Genomic DNA, 17247 nt, shown 5'->3' with positions numbered 1-17247 from the left:
ATCCCTTTGGGGTCCCGTATCCGAGGGGCATCGCGCAATGGCCACGCTTAATTCACCAGAGTGCATGAGAATTCCGGTGGCGACAAGGATCTCGAGCAAATAATGCGCCCAGTATTCAATTTTTTCGGCGGTGGCGGGGCTCAGCGGTGGAGCGGTTCAGAGGTGGAGGGGCGGCCTTTCGGTCCGCCCCTCCACCTCTCGGGGGATCGCCAGTTGGTCTCGGGGTGGGTGTCAGCCGCGGTCGGGGGCTCTCTCGATGAACGGAGCGAGCAGCCCCGGTACCGCGGTCTCTGCGAGGGCGATTCCCTGGCCTTCGGTCAGGTCGTACACGTGGTAGACGCCTTCACCGGCGGCGGTGGTGGCGCCGAGGGTGATCAGCCCGACCCGGCGCTGGAACGGCGTCCGGGAGAACTTCCAGCCGATGATCGCCTCACGCTGATGGGCGACGGTGCGGCGGGCGAACGCGCCGGAGCACATCACCAGGAAGCGGCCGCGCAGGATATGGCCGAGGCTGTGGTAGGCGTTGAAGGCGAACGCCACCAGGACCGGCACCAGCACCACACCGGTGATCACGCCGGTGATGACGAGCCAGGAGCCGAGCCACAGACCCAGGCCCACCGGGACGGCCGCGATCAGGACCGACCAGAGCAGGGCGCGGTTGATCCGGCGCCGCAGGGCCTCCCTGGGGTGCGGGAGCATTCCCTTGCGCTCGATCAGGCCGGGGCCGGTCGGCAGCGCGTCGGCGGCGACCCGCATGGCCTCGCCGCGCGGGGTGGGCGGGGTCAGGGCGCGGCGCCTGCGGTTGTCCTCCTGGTTGCCCAGGCCGCTGGCGACGGCGTTGAGCTTGGCACCCTTGGCCCAGCGCAGCGGGATGGGCTCGACGAGTTCGAGGCCGCGCAGATGGCGTTCCTCGATGCTCACGGAGCGGGTGGCCAGCAGTCCGCGGCGGATGCGGAGGATTCCGCCGTCCTCGCGGCGCAGTTCGTAACCGGCCCAGTTCTCGATGAAGGTGGCGGTGGAGCCGATCATGCCGAGGACGACGATGAGGACGGCGGCCAGCAGGGCTCCGTACCAGAGCGGAATGGTGCCGAACCGGTCCTCGAGGTCCTTGATGATGCCGAGGTCGAGCGGGTTGACCTGGAGTTCGCTCAGGGTGCGGTACGCACTGGCCGCGGCGATGAAGACACCGCCCACGCCCCACAGGGTCAGCGGGCCGTAGCGCAGCCAGGACCAGTCCAGCCGGCTGAGCACCCCGTCGCTGTCGGCCACCGGCCGGGCCTGGCCGGCGTCGCGCAGGGCGATGATGCGGCCGCGCAGCTCCAGGGCCTCGGCCTTGGTGATGCCGTCGAGGGCGAGCCTGCGCGCGGCGGCGTCGCTCTGGTCCCCGCTGTCGATGCGCAGCGTGGTGAGGCCGAAGATCCGGTGGACCGGGTTGGCGGTGAGGTCGACACCGCGGATGCGGCCGATCGGGACCGAGCGCTCGCTGCGGAAGAGCAGACCGGTGTGGAGCTCGAAGCGGTCCTCGGTGAGTCGGTAGCGGGTGGTGAACAGCCGCATCAGCCCGATGCCGCTGATGACCAGGAAGGTCACGAACAGCGAGCCGAGGGTGATGATGACCTGGAGGTTGGTGTCGCCACCGGTGACCGCGAGGCTGGCCAGGAACATGGCCACCGGTGCGGCCAGGATGGACAGGTTGACCAGGAGCAGCCGGCTGTTGAGCCGCCCCCAGTCCTGGCCGGGCGCGTGGGAGGGCGGCCGCACCGTGGTGTCCGACGTCATGTGGCGTCTCCCGGGACGGCCTGGGTGGACTTGGCCAGGTACTCGACCAGGTCCGACGCCATCTTCTGGTCGATGCCCTTGATCTTCACCGCGCCCGCGGCGGAGGCGGTGGTCACGGTGACACCGGAGAGCCCGAACATCTGCTGGATCGGGCCGCGCAGGGTGTCCACGGTCTGGACGCGGGAGAGCGGAACGACCCGCCACTGCTGCCAGAGCCAGCCGGAGGCCGCGTAGACCGCCTCGTTGGTGGCCTCCCAGCGGTGGACCCGGTAGCGCCAGGCCGGCATGACGGCCATGTAGAGCAGCCCGGGGACCAGCGAGATCAGCGTGGCCCACATGAAGAACTCACGCGTGGGGGGGATGGAGGCCCACAGGATCCCGAAGACGAGCGGCAGAGGCAGGGCGAAGACCGCGGACTGCACGGTCCACCAGCCGATCGCACGGCGGTCGACCCGGTGCCGAGGCGGTCGGAGCCTCAGGTTGTCATGGCGTTCCACTGCTTCACCCTGCTCTTGCGTCTGACGGGTGCCGGGGCGGGCCCGGCGGGGTTGGTGGACTATGAAATCAGGCCGTTCAGACCGAAGCGCCGGTGGTGGTCTGCTGCGGCAGCTGACCGCTCGCGGTGTCCTGGCCCTTGAGCTTGCGCATCTTGGCCAGCAGCACGGCGGTTCGGGTCAGCACCATGGCCAGCGACATGAACACGAAGGCGTTGGCGTAGGTGTCCTGACCGCTGATCTTGTAGTCGATGGAGAACTTGACCAGGTCCATGGTGAACCAGTGCTCGGCGCCGTAGGCGAAGAGGATGCGTCCGCTGGAGAGGACGATCCACACCAGGGCGTAGCCGATGCCACCGATGGTGTAAAGGTCGCCGGAGGTGGCGTCCTTGTAGGCGGGCAGCAGCACTCCGGCGATCAGACCGCAGATGACGCCGGTGCCGACACCCACGAGCTGCAGGGAGAGGTCGTTGCCCTTGGTCGGGAAGGACTCGACGAAGATCGCGATGACGATGGCCACGGCGATGACCGAGCGCACCATCCGCATCGTGGTGATGCGGCGGCGGCCGATGTCGGTCGCCAGGATGATGATGAGGATCGTGCCACTGGCGATCAGTGCGGACATGAACTGGCTCATCTGTGGCATACGGGACGTTCTCCAAGCCAAAAAGGGTGATGTGCAGGCGGTGTGACGACTCTCCGTCCCACCTGGCTCAACGCTAGAAGCGGACCGGCCGCCGCGAGACGACTGAACGGTGGGTTCTGGCTGTCAACCGTCCGGTGGACACGGTGGACACGCGTGGTAGTACTGAGCCCGTGCGCAATCACTCTCCGGGGGAGGGCTCGCAGACCGGGGCGTACTACGGTCCCGAGTCCGGCACCCGCTGGTTCGGCCTGTGGGACGGCTTCTTCGCCGTCTCCTATCTCGTCACCGCGATCCTGCTCTTCCTCTCCAGTGGCTCCCAGTCCAGCCACTCCATCCCCATCGCCGCGCTGACGCTGTGCGTGCCGTGGTACGCGGCGGTCGGCCGGACGCTGATGATCGAGGACACCTACGGCCCGCGGAACCTGGTGTTCGCGGTGGGTCTGGTGACGCTGTTCTGCGTCACCACGGCGTTCAACCTCGTCGGCGCGTTCGCGCTGTTCGCCGTCATCCCGATGCTGATCATGAGCCTGCCGATGATCTCGGCGGTGGTGCTGGCCACGGTGGCCAATCTCTGCCCCGTGCTGGTGGTGGCGTTCATCGGGGAGGACCTTGGGCTGAGTGTCCTGGGCGTCCTGCCCATCTCGCTGCTGAGCATCGCGCTGTCGATGCTGCTGGGGCTGTGGATCAAGCGGGTGGTGCGGCAGAGCAAGGGGCGCGGGCAGCTCATCGAGGAGTTGCAGCGCAGCCGGGAGCGGGTGGCGCGGCTCTCCCACGAGGCCGGTATCTCGGCCGAGCGCGAGCGGCTGGCCCGGGAGATCCACGACACCCTGGCGCAGGGTCTGACCAGCATCATCAGCCTGGTGCAGGCGGCCGAGTCGGAGGTGCGCGACGCCCCGGACCAGGCGGTGAACCATCTGTCGCTGGCCGGGCGGGTGGCCAAGGAGTCGCTCGCCGAGGCCCGTGACTTCGTGGCCGCCCTCACCCCGCCCGCGCTGCGCGGCGGTTCGCTCTCCCAGGCGGTGCGCCGGCAGGCCGAGGGGCTGATCGCCGAGACCGGCCTGGAGGTGCGCTGTTCGGTGATGGGCGAGGAGAAGTCGCTGCCGATGGCGGTGAGCGTGGTGCTGCTGCGCACGGTGCAGGAGGCCATCGCCAATGTGCGCAAACACGCCAAACAGGCCCGTACGGTGGATGTGATCGTGCTCTTCGACCAGGGCGGCGTCCGGCTGCTGGTCCGTGACGACGGCGAGGGCTTCACCCCGGACGGCACGCAGGAAGGCTACGGGCTGCGCGGGATGCAGGCCCGGGTGGAGGAGATCGACGGGGTCGCGTCCGTCACCAGCAGCCCCGGACGGGGCACCACCGTGGAGGTGAGCGTGCCGGTGACGGCGCTGACCGGGGAGGCAGTCAGTGGTTGAGGCTACGCCGGGCAATCCGAGCGGCGCTATCAGGGTCTTGCTGGCCGATGACCATCCGGTGGTGCGGGAGGGGCTGAGCGCCATGCTGGAGTCCGCCGAGGGGATCACGGTGGTCGGGCAGGCCGGTTCCGGCGAGGAGGCGGTGGTCCAGGCGGTCGCGCTGCGGCCGGACATCACCCTGCTGGATCTGCGCATGGGCGGGATGGACGGGGTCGAGGCCACCGGGCAGATCCTGCGGCAGGTGCCGGCCTGCAAGGTGGTCATCGTGACCACGTACGAGGACGACTCGGACATCCTGCGCGCGGTGGAGGCGGGCGCCGCGGGCTATCTGCTGAAGGGCAGTTCACGCCAGGAGCTGATCGACGCGGTGCAGACCGCGGCGCGTGGCGAGACGGTGCTCACCCCGTCCCTGGCGGGCAAGCTCTTCCGCTCCCGGGCGGTCGAGCCGTCGCCGCTCTCCGGCCGTGAGCGCGAGGTGCTGCGGCTGGTCGGCCGGGGGCTGACCAACGCCGAGATCGGCGCCGAGCTGTTCGTCAGCGAGGCCACGGTCAAGACACATCTGCTGCGCTCGTATCGGAAGCTGGGCGTCTCCGACCGCACGGCCGCGGTGATGAAGGCCATGGAGCACGGGTTGCTGAGCTAGCGCGGCCGTTGGGGGGGGCACGACCGCGGGTTTACGGTCGCGGGCTCACGACCGCGGGTAGCCCCCCTCTACACCGTCCCGGTCAAGCTGCTGTCCGAGAGCTTCGCGGGCAGGTCACGGCGGCGCTTGACGTTCAGCTTGCGGTAGATGCGGGTCAGGTGCTGCTCCACCGTGCTGACGGTGACGAACAGCTTGGAGGCGATCTCCCGGTTGGTGTTGCCGTGCGCGGCCAGCACCGCGATCCGCACCTCCGCCTCGGTCAGCGCCTCCACATCGCGCTGCTGCTCGGCGCCCTGGCCCGGCTGGGCGGCGGCCGCCGCGAACTCACCGGCGTCCGCGTGGCGGGGCATCAGCTCACGGCACAGCGGATCGGCGCCGCAGGTCTTGGCCACGTGCCACGCCTTGCGGACGAACACCCGGCCCCGGTTGAAGTCGCCCAGCGAGCGGTAGGCGCGACCGAGTTCACCGAGGGCGATGGCCAGCTGGATGCGGTCGTCGCCGCCCTCCAGGATCTCGACGGCCTCCTTGAGCCGGGGCACCCGGCGCTTGAGCTCGTCGGTGCGGGCCAGGACCACCAGCAGGGCGCCGCGCAGCCGGGGGTCCTCCGGGCCCAGCCGCAGCTGCTCCTCGGCCAGTGCGCGGGCGCGCTTGGGGTCGCCGAGGGCCAGCCAGGTCTCGGCGGCGTCCACCCGCCAGGGGGTCAGCAGGGGCATCTCCATCCGCCAGGCGTCCATCAGCTCACCGGCGGCCGTGAAGTCGCCGAGCGCGGCGTGGTAGCGGCCGGTGGCCAGATGGCAGCGGCCCCTGGCCCGCAGGTAGAGCAGGCCGGGGAGGGTCTGGAAGAGCTCGTCGGGCAGGGGCTGTTCGAGCAGCGCCATGGCCTCGTCGTAGTGGCCCATCCCGGTCTCGGCCTGGATCAGGGTGGACAGCAGCAGGCCGATGCCCACGCCCCAGCCCTGGACCGAGATCCGTGACATCGCGCTGCGCGCCTGGTGCGCGGCGACCTGCAGATCGCCCTGGCGCAGGGCTATCTCGGCCCGTACGGCGGACAGCAGCGCCTGCCAGGTGGGAACGCGGCGGGCGGAGCATTCGCCCAGCAGCCGCTCGCACCAGGACAGGGCCAGGTCGAGCCGGCCGGCCAGGACCAGCGCCAGCAGCGCGACGACCAGCGGCTGGAGGGTGCTGTCGCTCAGGTGGTGGCGCTGCAGGACCCGCTCGGCCTCGATGACGGCCCGGTCGGCCTGGCCCTCGGTGAGCGCGGCGGACATGGTGGCGGCGGCGTGGGCGTAGGCCAGGTAGGCCATGTCGCGGGGGGCGCCGGTGGCCGCCGTGACGCCGGTCCCGACGGTGGGGAGGCGGTCGCGCAGCGGGGGGCTGAGCATCGTCAGCCACTGGGCGGAGGCGGAGACGGCGGCGGTCATCGCGGGGTCGTCGCCGGTGCCGGCCGAGCGGGCCAGCGCGGCGACGGCGCCGGCCGCCGCGTCCAGCCGCCCGGACCAGACGAGGTAGGAGGTGATCGGGGCGACGTCGCGCGGGGCGAGCCGGCCCCGCTCGGCGTCGGCGAGGAGTTCCGGCAGATGGCTCTCGGCGGCGGCCGGGCCGATCCGCCAGGCGATGCCGACCAGCCGGGCCTTGAGCGCGGTGCGCTCGGGGCCGGGCCCACAGGCGTGGTGGGCGTGTTCGAGGCAGCGGAGCGCGAACTCCAACTCCTCCTCGACCAGCGCGAATTCGGCGGCCTCGCGCAGGACGGGGACGGTCCAGCGCTCGGCGTCCTGCGGCGCGGAGACCAGTTGGCGGGCGACGTCGAGGGCGGAGGCGCCGTCGGCGTGCAGCAGCCGGGCGGCGCGGGCGTGCAGGGCGCCGCGGTCGGTCGCGGGGGTCGCGTCGAGCACGGCGGTGCGGGCCACTTCGTCGCGGAAGGCGTTGTGTTCCAGGATGGCGCACTGGTGCAGGTCCTGGACGCCCTGCTGGACCGTGCTGACGCTCAGGTCGAGGAGCTGGCCGAGCAGCCGCGGCGAGCGGGCGTCGCCGAGGACGGCGACCCCGCGGGCGACCTCCAGCACCTCGGGCTCGCCGCGGTGCAGACAGCCGAGGACGGCGTGCGCGAACGCCTCACCGGGCGCGGGGCGCTGCTGGGCCTCGCCGTGTTCGCCGACGGTCCGCCAGTCCTCCAGCAGGGCGCGCAGCAGCATCGGGTTGCCGCCGGAGACGCGGTGGCATTCGGGGGCGAGGCGGGCGGCGACGGTTGGGGACAGGGAGCCGGACAGCGCCTCGGCGACGCCGGGCTCGGTGAGCATGTGCAGCCGCATGCGGACGCAGTTGGGCTGGCGGAGCAGTTCGGCGTGGAAGGTGAATTGTTCCTGACGAAGCCGGGGGGATTCGGTGAGGACGATGAGAACCTTCGCCTGACGCACCCGGCGGGCCAGGTGGAGCAGGAATTGCAGGGACTGGTCGTCGCCGCAGTGCACATCGTCGACGAGGACGACAAGAGTGCGATCGTCGACCATCCGCAGCAGTACCGAGGAAATCTGGGACATCACGTGCATGCGTCCCGCGGCGGTGCTTTCCAGCCCGTTTCCGTCAAGCAGTGCGGTCACTTCGGATCGCACATCGGAGGGCATCGCGCCGTTGTCGAAAATCTTCCGGATAATCCCGAACGGGAGATCTCTCTCGGCTCTCGAACCGGTCGCTTCCAGGAGCAACGCGCCGCTTTCGATGGCCTGTTCGGCAAAGGTGTTCAGCAGCGTGGTCTTGCCACTGGCCACCGCACCGCTGACCAAGGCCAGCCGGCCTCTGCCCTGTGTCGCGCCGCGCAGCATTTCGCGCAGGGCGGAGAGGTGGTTCTCCCATTCGAAGAGGTTCGCAGGCAAAGAATTCATCCCCCGATGAACGTCACCTGATACCCCCAACGGACCGCCGGGGGCAACAAGCGTGACGAGTGGTTTTTTCCAGTGCGTCGGCCAGGTTCCTGAAGCGCCCGGGTCAGGGTCTCGACCCCGAAAGCTTCTCCGCGACGAGACTCATAATCGGCTCTTGATGCCCGGCCAAGAAGAAGTGACCTCCCGGGAACACCCGGATGTCGAACGCGCCGGTGGTGTGCGACCGCCACGCCTCCGCCTCTTCGAGGCTGGTCCTGGGGTCGTTGTCGCCGGTCAGCACGGTGATCGGCGAGCGGACGGCGGCGCCGGGCACCGAGCGGTAGGTCTCGATCGCCTTGTAGTCACCGCGGATCGCCGGCATCGCCATGCGCAGAATCTCCTCATTTCCGAGGACGCGCGCATCGGTGCCGCTCAGCAGTTTCATCTCGCGTACGACGCCGTCGTCATCACGCCGGTGCACATTCTCGTCGCGGTAACGGGAGGGCGCCCGGCGGCCCGAGGCGAAGAGGGCGAGCGCGGAGAACTCCGCGTCGGCCTCCTCCAGCCGCCGGGTCACCTCGAACGCGAGAACGGCGCCCATGCTGTGCCCGAAGAAGACGACCGGGAGATCGAGCCACGGCTTCAACTCCGCGGCGATGGCGTCCGCGTACGCACCGATGTTCTCGATCAGCGGGTCCTGCCGCCGGTCCTGACGCCCCGGATACTGCACGCACAGCACATCCGCGGACGACGAAAGCGTTTGCGACATCGGGAAGAAGAACGACGCCGAACCACCGGCGTGCGGCAGACAGATCAGACGGGCGCGACTCTCGGGCGCCGGATGGAATCGTCGTATCCAGACGCTGTCGTCTCGCTGTGCACCCATGCGTAGGGAAGTTCTTTCACTCGTCAGGCAATCCGTGCGGACAGACGGCAGAGCCTACCGGGCGTGCATCCAGGGCACCTCGGCACAGCACTGCCCCTTCATGATTAACACGCCCATTGATGTAGGGGGCACCCCTAGTCTAGGGGGATTCTCCTTGACTGGGCCCCCGGGGCGTGCGTGACTGTCGCCCACTCCTGGTGAGCGCCTCCGCCAGATCGTCCAGGGCGTCGACGAGTTGCTCGGCGTCCCGCAGCGCCACCCCCGGGCGGTCCCCCGCCTTCTGCCGCCACCGCTCCAGCGACCGGTGCACCGCCTCCCAGTTCAGTGGCCGCCGCTCCCGTACCGCCTCGACCGCCTTCGGCATCGCCTCCCGCAGTGCCTCGGCGAAGTCCCGGGCCCCTTCGGACGGCGCCGCGTCGCGCTCCGGCAGATGCGCCTCCAGCAGCATGACGACTCGTCCCATCGTGGACAGCGCCGTCTGCGCCGCCCGCGCCGCGCGCCGCGACAGTCCGCGGTGGCGCACCGGTTCCCGGTGCGCCTGTGACTCGCTCTGCTCCCAGGCCGCCCGCGCCGCGCGGGCGTCCAGCAGGGCGTCCCGCACCTGGCGGGGGCGGCGGTCGGCGGGGCGGGCGTAGGCGTCGAAGACGGCGGTGGCGAAGGAGCCGTTCGCGGCCAGCCAGTCCGCGAGCCGGTCCCGCAGCCGCGGTGTCTCCCAGGCCGGGAAGACCGCGTACGCCACCATCGCCAGCACCCCGCCGAGCAGGGTCAGCGCCACCCGCGCCTGCACGGTCTGACCCCATGCCTCGCCCGCGATGCTGAGCAGGAAGACCACATACGCGCTCACGCACGCGGAGGTCACGATGAACCCGGTGCGCAGCAGCAGGTACATCGCCAGGACACACACCACGGCCAGCCCGGCGCTCAGATAGGAGCCGGGGTGGACCAGTGCCACCACCCCGCCGCCGACCAGCACCCCCGCCAGGGTGCCCAGGAAGCGGGCGACGCCGCGGGAGTACGTCTGGGCGAAGTCCGGCCGCAGCACCATCGTGGCGGTCAGCGGGGCCCAGTACGAGTGCCCCAGCGGCAGGGCCGTGCTCAGCAGATAGCCGCTGACGTCGACCGCGCACAGGCGCACCGCGTGGCGCAGCACCGGCGAGGACCAGCGGGCCTCGCGGCGGACGGCGCGCAGCGCCATGGCCACGGCGCCCGTGATACCGGGGCGGGGCCGGAAGCGGTGGACCGTGCGGCCTTCGGGGGACACCTCCTCCACCGGCTCATCGGACGCCTCCACCACGTCCGCCACCAGCGAGAAGAGCCGCAGCGCGGCACGGCGGGCGGCGCCGCTCAGCTTCGGCCCGTCCTCCGGCATCCGCAGGACGGACATGGCGTCGGAGGGCACCCGCACCGGTGTGCCGTGGCGGATGGCGTGGGCCACCGCGTCCAGCACGGTGCCCGTGGCGGCCAGCAGTTCCCGCACCCGGTCGCGCTCGGGCCCCTCCTCGGGGGCGCCGACCACCGGGTCGGCGAGCGAGGCGAGCACCGGGCGGATCCGCTCGGCCAGCAGCCGATAGCCGCGCAGCTGCCGAGGCCGCCGCCGGGCCTGACGCGGGGTGAGGGCGGCGGCGCTACGGGCCTCCATCAGCGGCTTGGGGTCGAAGTGCGCCACCGGCTCGTAGCGCAGTTTGCGGGCGTAGTCCGCGACGGCGGCGAGCGCGTCCGCGAGGGCGTCGCGCTGCACGCCCCACGGGCGGACCGGGAAGAGCACGATCAGCGCGGCCTGCACCACGCCGCCGAGCCCGACCAGCAGGGCGTGCCCCAGGGCGCCCAGGGTCGAGGTCGGGAGGGTGACCGTGATCAGCATGACGGCCACCATCTGGGTGGAGACCAGCCCCGAAACCGGGCCGACCGCCCATGCCATGCCCGTCATCAGCGTCCAGACGGCGAGCATGATGACGAAGGTGAAGGTGTGGGCGGCGGCCAGATAGCCGAGGAAGGTGCTCACCGCGAGACCGGTCGCGGCGGCCAGCGCCAGCCAGGGGCGGGGTCGCCAACTGCGCTGGAAGGTGGCGACCCCGGCGGAGAAGGCGCCGAAGGCCGCCGAGACGGCGAGCGTCGGCGAGCCGAGCCACAGCGCCATCCCGATGACGAGCGCGACCCCGCCCGCGGCACGGATCGCGACCAGCGGCTCCGTCCTGGTGCGCTCGATCGCAAGGCCGGTCCGGGCGGTCTCCTTCAATGCGTGCGACCAGGTCATACGGCGAGACTACGGGGTGGCCCCGGGAGAACTGAACCAACCGTTCCGGTCCCCGAGCGCCGCCTCCCGAGAGCCCCACCACCTCCATACCGCCCCTCACCTGCCGAGAGCCGCCCCTTCCGCAACGGGTCAATCTGCCGATGCGCCGCCGCGGCAAGTGCGGCGATGCCCCGAACGACATCGCCGAGGACCCCACGGCGGCCCAGGCGGACGGCTGGTCCTTCATCTTTGGACCACGACGAGCCGGGGTCTGGACATGCGGCCCGGCTTCTGAGTACGTGTACTCACGAGCCGCCGCATTGTTCCCTCTAGCCTGGCAGCGGCTGATACGGGTCATGCGCGGCTGAAGCGTAATGGAGGGGGACATGGGTTCGTTCGAGGAGGAGTGGGCGCGTCTCAAGGGCGCCGCTGCGGGCGGGCCCGGGATGCGGCTGGCGAGCGCCGGGGGCGGCGGCGGCGAGGGGGGCGTGAAGTCCAGCAAGGCCGCGTGGACGGCGGCGGGCAGCGCCGTCGGGGGCCTCAGCAGCAACGCGAAGAAGGTGCTGACCTCCCTCGAAACCGGCCAGCACGGTCTGGCCACCGGCGGAGAGGTGGAGACCGCGGCGGCACAATCCGAGGTCTACCAGAGCTGGAAGACGTACCTGGACAAGCTGTCCGGGCGGTGCACCACGCTGCAGGGCAACCTGGAGCGGGCGGGCAAGGACCTGCTCCTCACCGACGAGAACGTCAAGAGCCTTTTCGTGGAGATGGGGAAGCAGTACCGCGACACCCCGGCCGTCGGCGGCGAGGGAAAGTGACCTGAGCCATGGACATCGAGGCGCTGAAGACGCTCAAGCTGCACGAGTTCGAGGAAGCGGCGACCGGCTACCGCTCGGTCAGCGACATGGCGAGCCAGGCAAAGGACGCGCTGGAGCAGCGGATCACCACCCAGATGCGGAAGGCGCTGAAGGGTGAGGCGGTCGATGCCGCGGTCGTCCAACTGCGCGAGGTGGCGAAGGACTTCCATTACGTGCAGGTCGAGTGCGGCCTGGTCGGCACAGCCCTGAACGCCTTCGCGGCGGACACGCGCCCGGCGCAGGACAAACTGAAGCGGGCGCTGTCGGAGGCGGCCGAGCACACATTCACGGTGGACGCCGATGGCTCGGTGGCCTATCCGGCGGCCGGTGAGGACCCGGGCGGTTCCCCGCCGCAGCCCGGTTCGGCCAGCGGCAGCCTGTCCGAGCAGGTCCGGGCGATCCAGCGCCAAGCGGGCAACTTCGACCCGAACCCGAACTACGCGATAGCCCAGGGCATCGCCAACCGCATCGCGGAGGCCCTGAAGGAGGCCACAGACGCGGACCAGAAGTGGGCGCCGCAGCTGCGCAAGCTCAAGGCGGACGACGACCTGATCGTGTCCGCCGGGGACTGGGCGGACGCGGGGAAGGACACGGAGGGCGTCCGCGGGGCGGGCAAGGACTATCTGGACTCCCTGCCGCAGCCCCCGAAGGAGGGCAGCCCAAAGGCCAACGCGGACTGGTGGAAGGGTCTCGACCCCGAACAGCAGGCGGCCTGGACCGCGCTCCAGCCGAACACCGTCGGCGGGCTCGATGGCCTGCCCGCCACGGCTCGGGACGAGGCCAACCGTATCGTCCTCGACGAGAAGCGGGGCCAGTACCAGACGGAGCTGAACGGGATCCCCAAGCCGCCCGCGAACGAGTGGACGTGGATCACCTCCGGGATGTACCCCTCCAAGGTCCACACCGACGAGTGGATGGAGTGGGACAAGAAGTACGGCGACCAGTACCGGCACCTGGAATCGTCCCTCAAGGGCATGAACGCCATCCAGACCCGGTTCGACCAGACCGGCGAGGGCGGCTTGCCCGAGGCGTATCTGCTCGGCTTCAGTCCGGAGGGCAACGGACGGGCCATCGTGGCCAACGGCAACCCGGACACCGCTCGGCACCAGGCCGTGTACGTGCCCGGCACGACGTCGAACCTGAGCAGCATCGAGGGCAACGTCGACCGGATGACCGAGCTGTGGCGCCAGACACAGCAGGCGACACCGGACGCGTCTGTGTCGACCATCACCTGGCTCGGCTACGACGCCCCGCAGAGCATCGTCAAAGACGCCCCGTTCGAGCACTACGCCTATGACGGAGCGCCCGCTTACCGGAAGTTCATGGACGGTCTCGACGCCTCGCACAGTGGTTCCGGCGAGCCGCACCGCACGGCCATCGGGCACTCCTACGGCACCACCCTCATCGGAGCGGCGGCCCAGACAGGCGACCTCAACGCAGATGATGTGATCTTCGCCGGGAGCCCGGGGGTAAAGGTAGGTTCGGCCGATGAGATGGACGCTCCGAAGGGGCACGTGTGGAACGAGGAAGCAGACGGGGACAAAGTCCCGGACATCGGCCGCTGGGGTCATGGCGGCAGTCAGTGGAAGATGGGCGGCGGCGTATTCCTCATCCCCAGCGACGATGCCTTCGGCGCCCACCAGATGAACACGCACGCTGAGGGCAGTGGCCCCCAAGCGACCACGGGATCGGAAGGCCACAGTGAGTACTGGAACAAGGGCACGACCGCGCTGAAGAACCAAGCGCTGGTCGTGGTCGGCGAGTACGGCGACGTCACCGCTGCCCGGTAACGAATCCCCTCCAGGCGTGCAAACACCCACCGGACCACCACCGACCTGCCGAACAACACCAAGGACTCGCATGCTCCGCGCACTGCTCCCCACCTCTCATCGGCGTCGCCCGGGCAGTGCCCTGTTCCCTCTCGTGTTGACCGGCCTTCTTCTTAGTGGATGCGGCATGACCAACGACGACACCTCGGAATCCCCCGCCACCAACACCAGCGAGTCGGGCGACTCGGCCTCGGGGATTCCCCACGCGGGCACGGCCAGCACCGACGAGGCGGTTGCCGCCGTGAAAGCGGTCTCCAGCCAGATCTACGACTTCATCGGGGTACCCGGCACAGCATCCCAACCCGGGCCCGGTGTCAAGGCGTGTTCCGGCAAGGATCCGGACAAGTACTTCCAGGTCTACCACCCGTGGAACTTCAAGCCCGAGTCCGGCGCGGACAACGACGTCGCCATGAAGAACCTCAAGGAGAAACTCGGCACGGGCGATTGGGTGATCAAGAGCTCTCACCGCGACAACAGCGCGAACAAGAACCTCAATATCGTCGCCGACAACGACTCCAAGAAGATGAGTGTCTGGATCGTCGGGTACAGCAAGCGTGACACCCCGAGTATCGGCATCGAAGTCACCTCAGGCTGCTACCGAGTCCCTGAAGGAAAGACGATCGAGCACTCCTAGCCTGACGCCCCGGAGGAGGCTCGAATGGTGGTGCCTCAACTGTCCCTGGGACATGAGAACTTCCCCCGCGGCCCCCAGTGCGTGGCCCGCCCGGCCGGATTCTGGGTGAACGCGCCGCAGTACAGCACCGGCTCCGAGCCCCGGTCGGTGTGGTGCAGGATCACCAGCGGCTTGTCCCGGGGCACCGAGCGGCCCCGCCCGACGTCCAGATAGCCGCTGGCGCCCTGCTTCCGGATGCCGTTGTCGAGGCCGATCTGCACATTGGAGCGCTCCACGTTGTCGGTGCTGCGGAAGGCCCGGTTGGCCGCCTCGGCCATCAGCTGCATCGCGTCGTACGCCAGGGCGGCCCGCCCGTCGTCGCGCCACAGGTCATGGGCTCCGAAGTCCCTGGCGTAGTCGGCGTTGAACTTCTTGGCGATATCGCTCAGCCGCGGATGGCCCGCGGGCAGCACATGGACGGTGTGGTAGAGCCGCAGCCAGGGCCGGTCCGCGTACGCACCGGCGAGGGCGGCGGTGGTGAGGTCATTGCCGCCGAGCACCGTCAGCTTTCTGCCCTCGCACGCGGTGTTGTCCCCGAAGTCGTCGAGGAACGCGCTGAACTGGAGGGCGCGGGAGGCCCAGTAGACGACCGTACGGGGGTCGGCGATGACCCGCTCGCACACCGCGTCGGCAAGCTCGCCGATGCTGTCCTTACGGGCGACACGGTCCTGCCCCGGCCCCTGGGCGGCACCGCCGGACCGGCCGCCGGGGGTGTACTCCAAGGTGAACGGCCGGGCGCCGAACCGCTCGGCGAACAGCGTCCCTATCTCATCGCTGTACAGATCCCGGGGGTCCTTGACGACCACGGCGGCGCGGGCCGGGGAGCAGCTCCCGGTGCCGTCGTCCATGATGTTGCCCCGGTGGGCGAAGTCGGCCTCGATCGCGGCCTCACGGCTGTCGGTGGGCGCGACCCTGCGGTAGTACCCGTCCACCTGCATCAGATCCGCCGTGGCCGTGGTGCCGATGACCGGGATCCGCGCGCCGCCCAGGATCCGCACGGCCTCCTGGGTCTGCTTCAGGCTCTTGGAGAAGCCCACCACCCCGATGATCCCCGAGCCCTTCCTCCGGGCGTCCTCGGCGACCTGGCGGGCGATGCGCGGCGCGTTGGCGAAGTCGTCCCCCGCGTTACGGCTGTCGATGCGCAGCCACACCTTCTGGGAGTCGTTGCGCGCCTCGTCGTTCAGCGCGCGCTGGGCCAGTGCGATACCGCGCAGCTCGGGCACCGCCGCGTTGTACCGCTGCCCCTGCGGGTCGGCGGCCACGTCCGAGCCGATGTGCACCACCGTACGGGCGGTGCCGTCGCCGTCCCCGACCTCGCGGTCCACCCGTGCGTTCTCCTCGCGGATCAGCCGCCGGGCGTCCTCGTACTGCTTCCGGGGCGAGTCCGCGCTCAGCTGGGGCCGGCCCGCGACGACCTCGCTGGACGCCCCGCCCAGACAGCCGCGGTCCGGCTCGTCCGTGACCCGGTCCAGCAGCCATACACCCGGGGCGCTGAGCAGGGCCGCCACCACCACCCCGGTCAGGGTCAGCTCGGCGGCCGGGCCGAGCCGGAAGGTGCGCGGCGAGACGGGATCGAGGTCCAGCCCCTCCGACTCCGGCACGGGCGCGGGCAGCACGGCCCGCAGCGGCCGGGGCGCCCGCGACGGCGTCCCGCTCGCACCGCGCAGCCTGGCCGCCGCACGGCCCAGCCCGCCGCTCTCCCCCGCGGACGCCCCGCCCGCCGGAGATGAGGCCGCCCCGTCCGCCGGGGACACGCCCGCCCCGTCCGCCCCATCCGCCCGGGATACGCCCGCAACGCCCGCCGGGGAGACGGCCACCACCACGGCCGCCGCGCACCGGGTGTCCCGGGCGGCCTCCGCGTACCGCTCCAGGAAGCGCTCCCCGGCCGCCGCACCGGCGGCGTCCTCCGGCAGCTCCAGCAGAAAGACGCACCGGGTGCGCCGCCGGCGCCGCCAGGGCGAGATCCGGCCCGGCCGGGCCGCGCGCCGCAGATCCGCCAGCAGCGCGTGCAGCAGCAGCTCCTCCCACCGGCCGATCGCCGCCTCCGGGTCGCGTCCGCGCTCGGCGCGCAGCAGCCGCGCGGCGTTCTCGAAGAAGTCCTCGGCGGTGCGGCCGTGGCTGATGCGCCGCCAGTCGGCGTACCAGCCGCGCCGGGTGGAGCGCAGCAGCAGGCGGGTGCGGCGCCGCCCCCACCACCAGCGCGGCAGCAGCTGGAAGAGGGGGCGCATCAGCAGGCGGCGCAGCTCCGCGACCCAGCCCGGGCCCGCCGTGCCGCCCTCGGCGCTTTCGCCGCCGAGTGTCCATAAGGCCCGCAGCAGCGGCCCGCGGGCGATCCGCCGGGCGTAGCAGTGGTCGCGCAGCGCGCGGCCATCCGGCTCGGGGGCGCGCGGGTCCAGCGCCTGCTCGACGATGTCCCGCGTCAGGAAGAAGTCGGTGAGCCGCAGGCGGCCGGTGCGGCGGGGCACATCGACGCACAGCTCCCGGCCGAGGTCGAGCGTCAGCGGCCGCCGCCCGGCGGCGTCGCGGATCTCATCGGGGCCGAGCGCCGCGTACGGCACCCGCTTGGCGCCGTCAGGATAGAGCATCCGGCTCAGCCCCCGCATCGCCTGATGCGCGTGGGCCACCGCCCGCTCGCCCTCGGCGAGCAGCAGCACGGGCGGCAGCAGATCCCGCCCCTTGGCCTTACGGTCCCGAGGCACCACGGCGCCCTTGAGCGCCTCGATGAACTCCTCGGTCCCTTCCCCCTCCATGAACCCAGGCATGCCGCCCCCCGATGTCCCCCGTTTTCTCCGTGGGCCTGGGATCCCCGGCCCTCACGACGGCGAAACCCCCTGCCGGACCGGGTCCGGCAGGGGGCGGGGGAAACCACTCAAACGTGCGAATCACACGTCACATACGCCTCAGTGGTTCTGCGCATACGCCTCAGCGATTCGT

12 protein-coding genes are annotated in these 17247 nt (G+C 70.8%); 5 read left to right on the top strand and 7 right to left on the bottom strand.

Going from position 1 to position 17247, the window contains the following annotated elements; translation table 11 throughout:
• Window positions 1-231: 231 nt before the first annotated feature.
• From J8403_RS27690 to J8403_RS27680, 3 genes are all read right to left on the bottom strand, one after another.
• Window positions 232-1779: a PH domain-containing protein gene (locus J8403_RS27690; protein WP_211125543.1), complete on the bottom strand. Its 1548-nt coding sequence runs from the start codon at window positions 1777-1779 to the stop codon at window positions 232-234.
• Window positions 1776-2276 carry a PH domain-containing protein gene (locus tag J8403_RS27685; protein ID WP_059142150.1) on the bottom strand — a complete coding sequence of 167 codons (501 nt, stop codon included), beginning with the start codon at window positions 2274-2276 and terminating at the stop codon, window positions 1776-1778. The genes J8403_RS27690 and J8403_RS27685 overlap by 4 nt, the downstream gene beginning before the upstream one ends.
• Window positions 2277-2352: 76 nt before the next feature.
• Window positions 2353-2898: a hypothetical protein gene (locus J8403_RS27680; RefSeq protein ID WP_237515578.1), complete on the bottom strand. Its 546-nt coding sequence runs from the start codon at window positions 2896-2898 to the stop codon at window positions 2353-2355.
• 191 nt (window positions 2899-3089) lie between these two features.
• Between J8403_RS27680 and J8403_RS27675 the strand changes: the two genes are divergently transcribed.
• Window positions 3090-4334, top strand: a complete 1245-nt coding sequence (locus J8403_RS27675; protein ID WP_211125541.1) for a sensor histidine kinase — start codon at window positions 3090-3092, stop codon at window positions 4332-4334.
• Between the two features lie 28 nt (window positions 4335-4362).
• Complete coding sequence (locus tag J8403_RS27670) at window positions 4363-4977, top strand: response regulator transcription factor (RefSeq protein WP_281427996.1); 615 nt, start codon at window positions 4363-4365, stop codon at window positions 4975-4977.
• Between the two features lie 68 nt (window positions 4978-5045).
• Here the strand turns inward: J8403_RS27670 and J8403_RS27665 are convergent, their stop codons facing one another.
• The 3 genes from J8403_RS27665 to J8403_RS27655 all read right to left on the bottom strand — a co-directional run bounded on the left by J8403_RS27665 (window position 5046) and on the right by J8403_RS27655 (window position 10975).
• On the bottom strand, window positions 5046-7856 hold the full coding sequence (locus tag J8403_RS27665; RefSeq protein WP_211125539.1) for a helix-turn-helix transcriptional regulator: 2811 nt from the start codon (window positions 7854-7856) through the stop codon (window positions 5046-5048).
• Window positions 7857-7959: 103 nt separating this feature from the next.
• Complete coding sequence (locus tag J8403_RS27660; protein WP_211125538.1) at window positions 7960-8721, bottom strand: thioesterase II family protein; 762 nt, start codon at window positions 8719-8721, stop codon at window positions 7960-7962.
• A gap of 139 nt (window positions 8722-8860) precedes the next feature.
• Window positions 8861-10975, bottom strand: coding sequence for an FUSC family protein (locus J8403_RS27655; RefSeq protein WP_211125537.1), 2115 nt, complete (start codon window positions 10973-10975; stop codon window positions 8861-8863).
• A 365-nt stretch (window positions 10976-11340) separates the two neighbouring features.
• On the opposite strand from J8403_RS27655, the gene J8403_RS27650 reads away from it, so the two are divergent.
• From J8403_RS27650 to J8403_RS27640, 3 genes are all read left to right on the top strand, one after another.
• Window positions 11341-11772: a hypothetical protein gene (locus J8403_RS27650; RefSeq protein ID WP_211125536.1), complete on the top strand. Its 432-nt coding sequence runs from the start codon at window positions 11341-11343 to the stop codon at window positions 11770-11772.
• Between the two features lie 8 nt (window positions 11773-11780).
• Entirely contained in the window at window positions 11781-13601 is a 1821-nt protein-coding gene (locus J8403_RS27645) for an alpha/beta hydrolase (protein WP_211125535.1), read from the top strand.
• 166 nt (window positions 13602-13767) lie between these two features.
• On the top strand, window positions 13768-14274 hold the full coding sequence (locus J8403_RS27640) for a hypothetical protein (RefSeq protein WP_211125534.1): 507 nt from the start codon (window positions 13768-13770) through the stop codon (window positions 14272-14274).
• A gap of 35 nt (window positions 14275-14309) precedes the next feature.
• Here the strand turns inward: J8403_RS27640 and J8403_RS27635 are convergent, their stop codons facing one another.
• On the bottom strand, window positions 14310-17063 hold the full coding sequence (locus J8403_RS27635; RefSeq protein WP_211125533.1) for a type 1 periplasmic-binding domain-containing protein: 2754 nt from the start codon (window positions 17061-17063) through the stop codon (window positions 14310-14312).
• Between the last annotated feature and the right edge of the window lie 184 nt (window positions 17064-17247).

This window comes from Streptomyces yatensis (assembly GCF_018069625.1).
Classification (GTDB): Bacteria; Actinomycetota; Actinomycetes; order Streptomycetales; family Streptomycetaceae; genus Streptomyces; species Streptomyces yatensis.
This window is presented reverse-complemented; position numbering and strand designations above follow the sequence as displayed.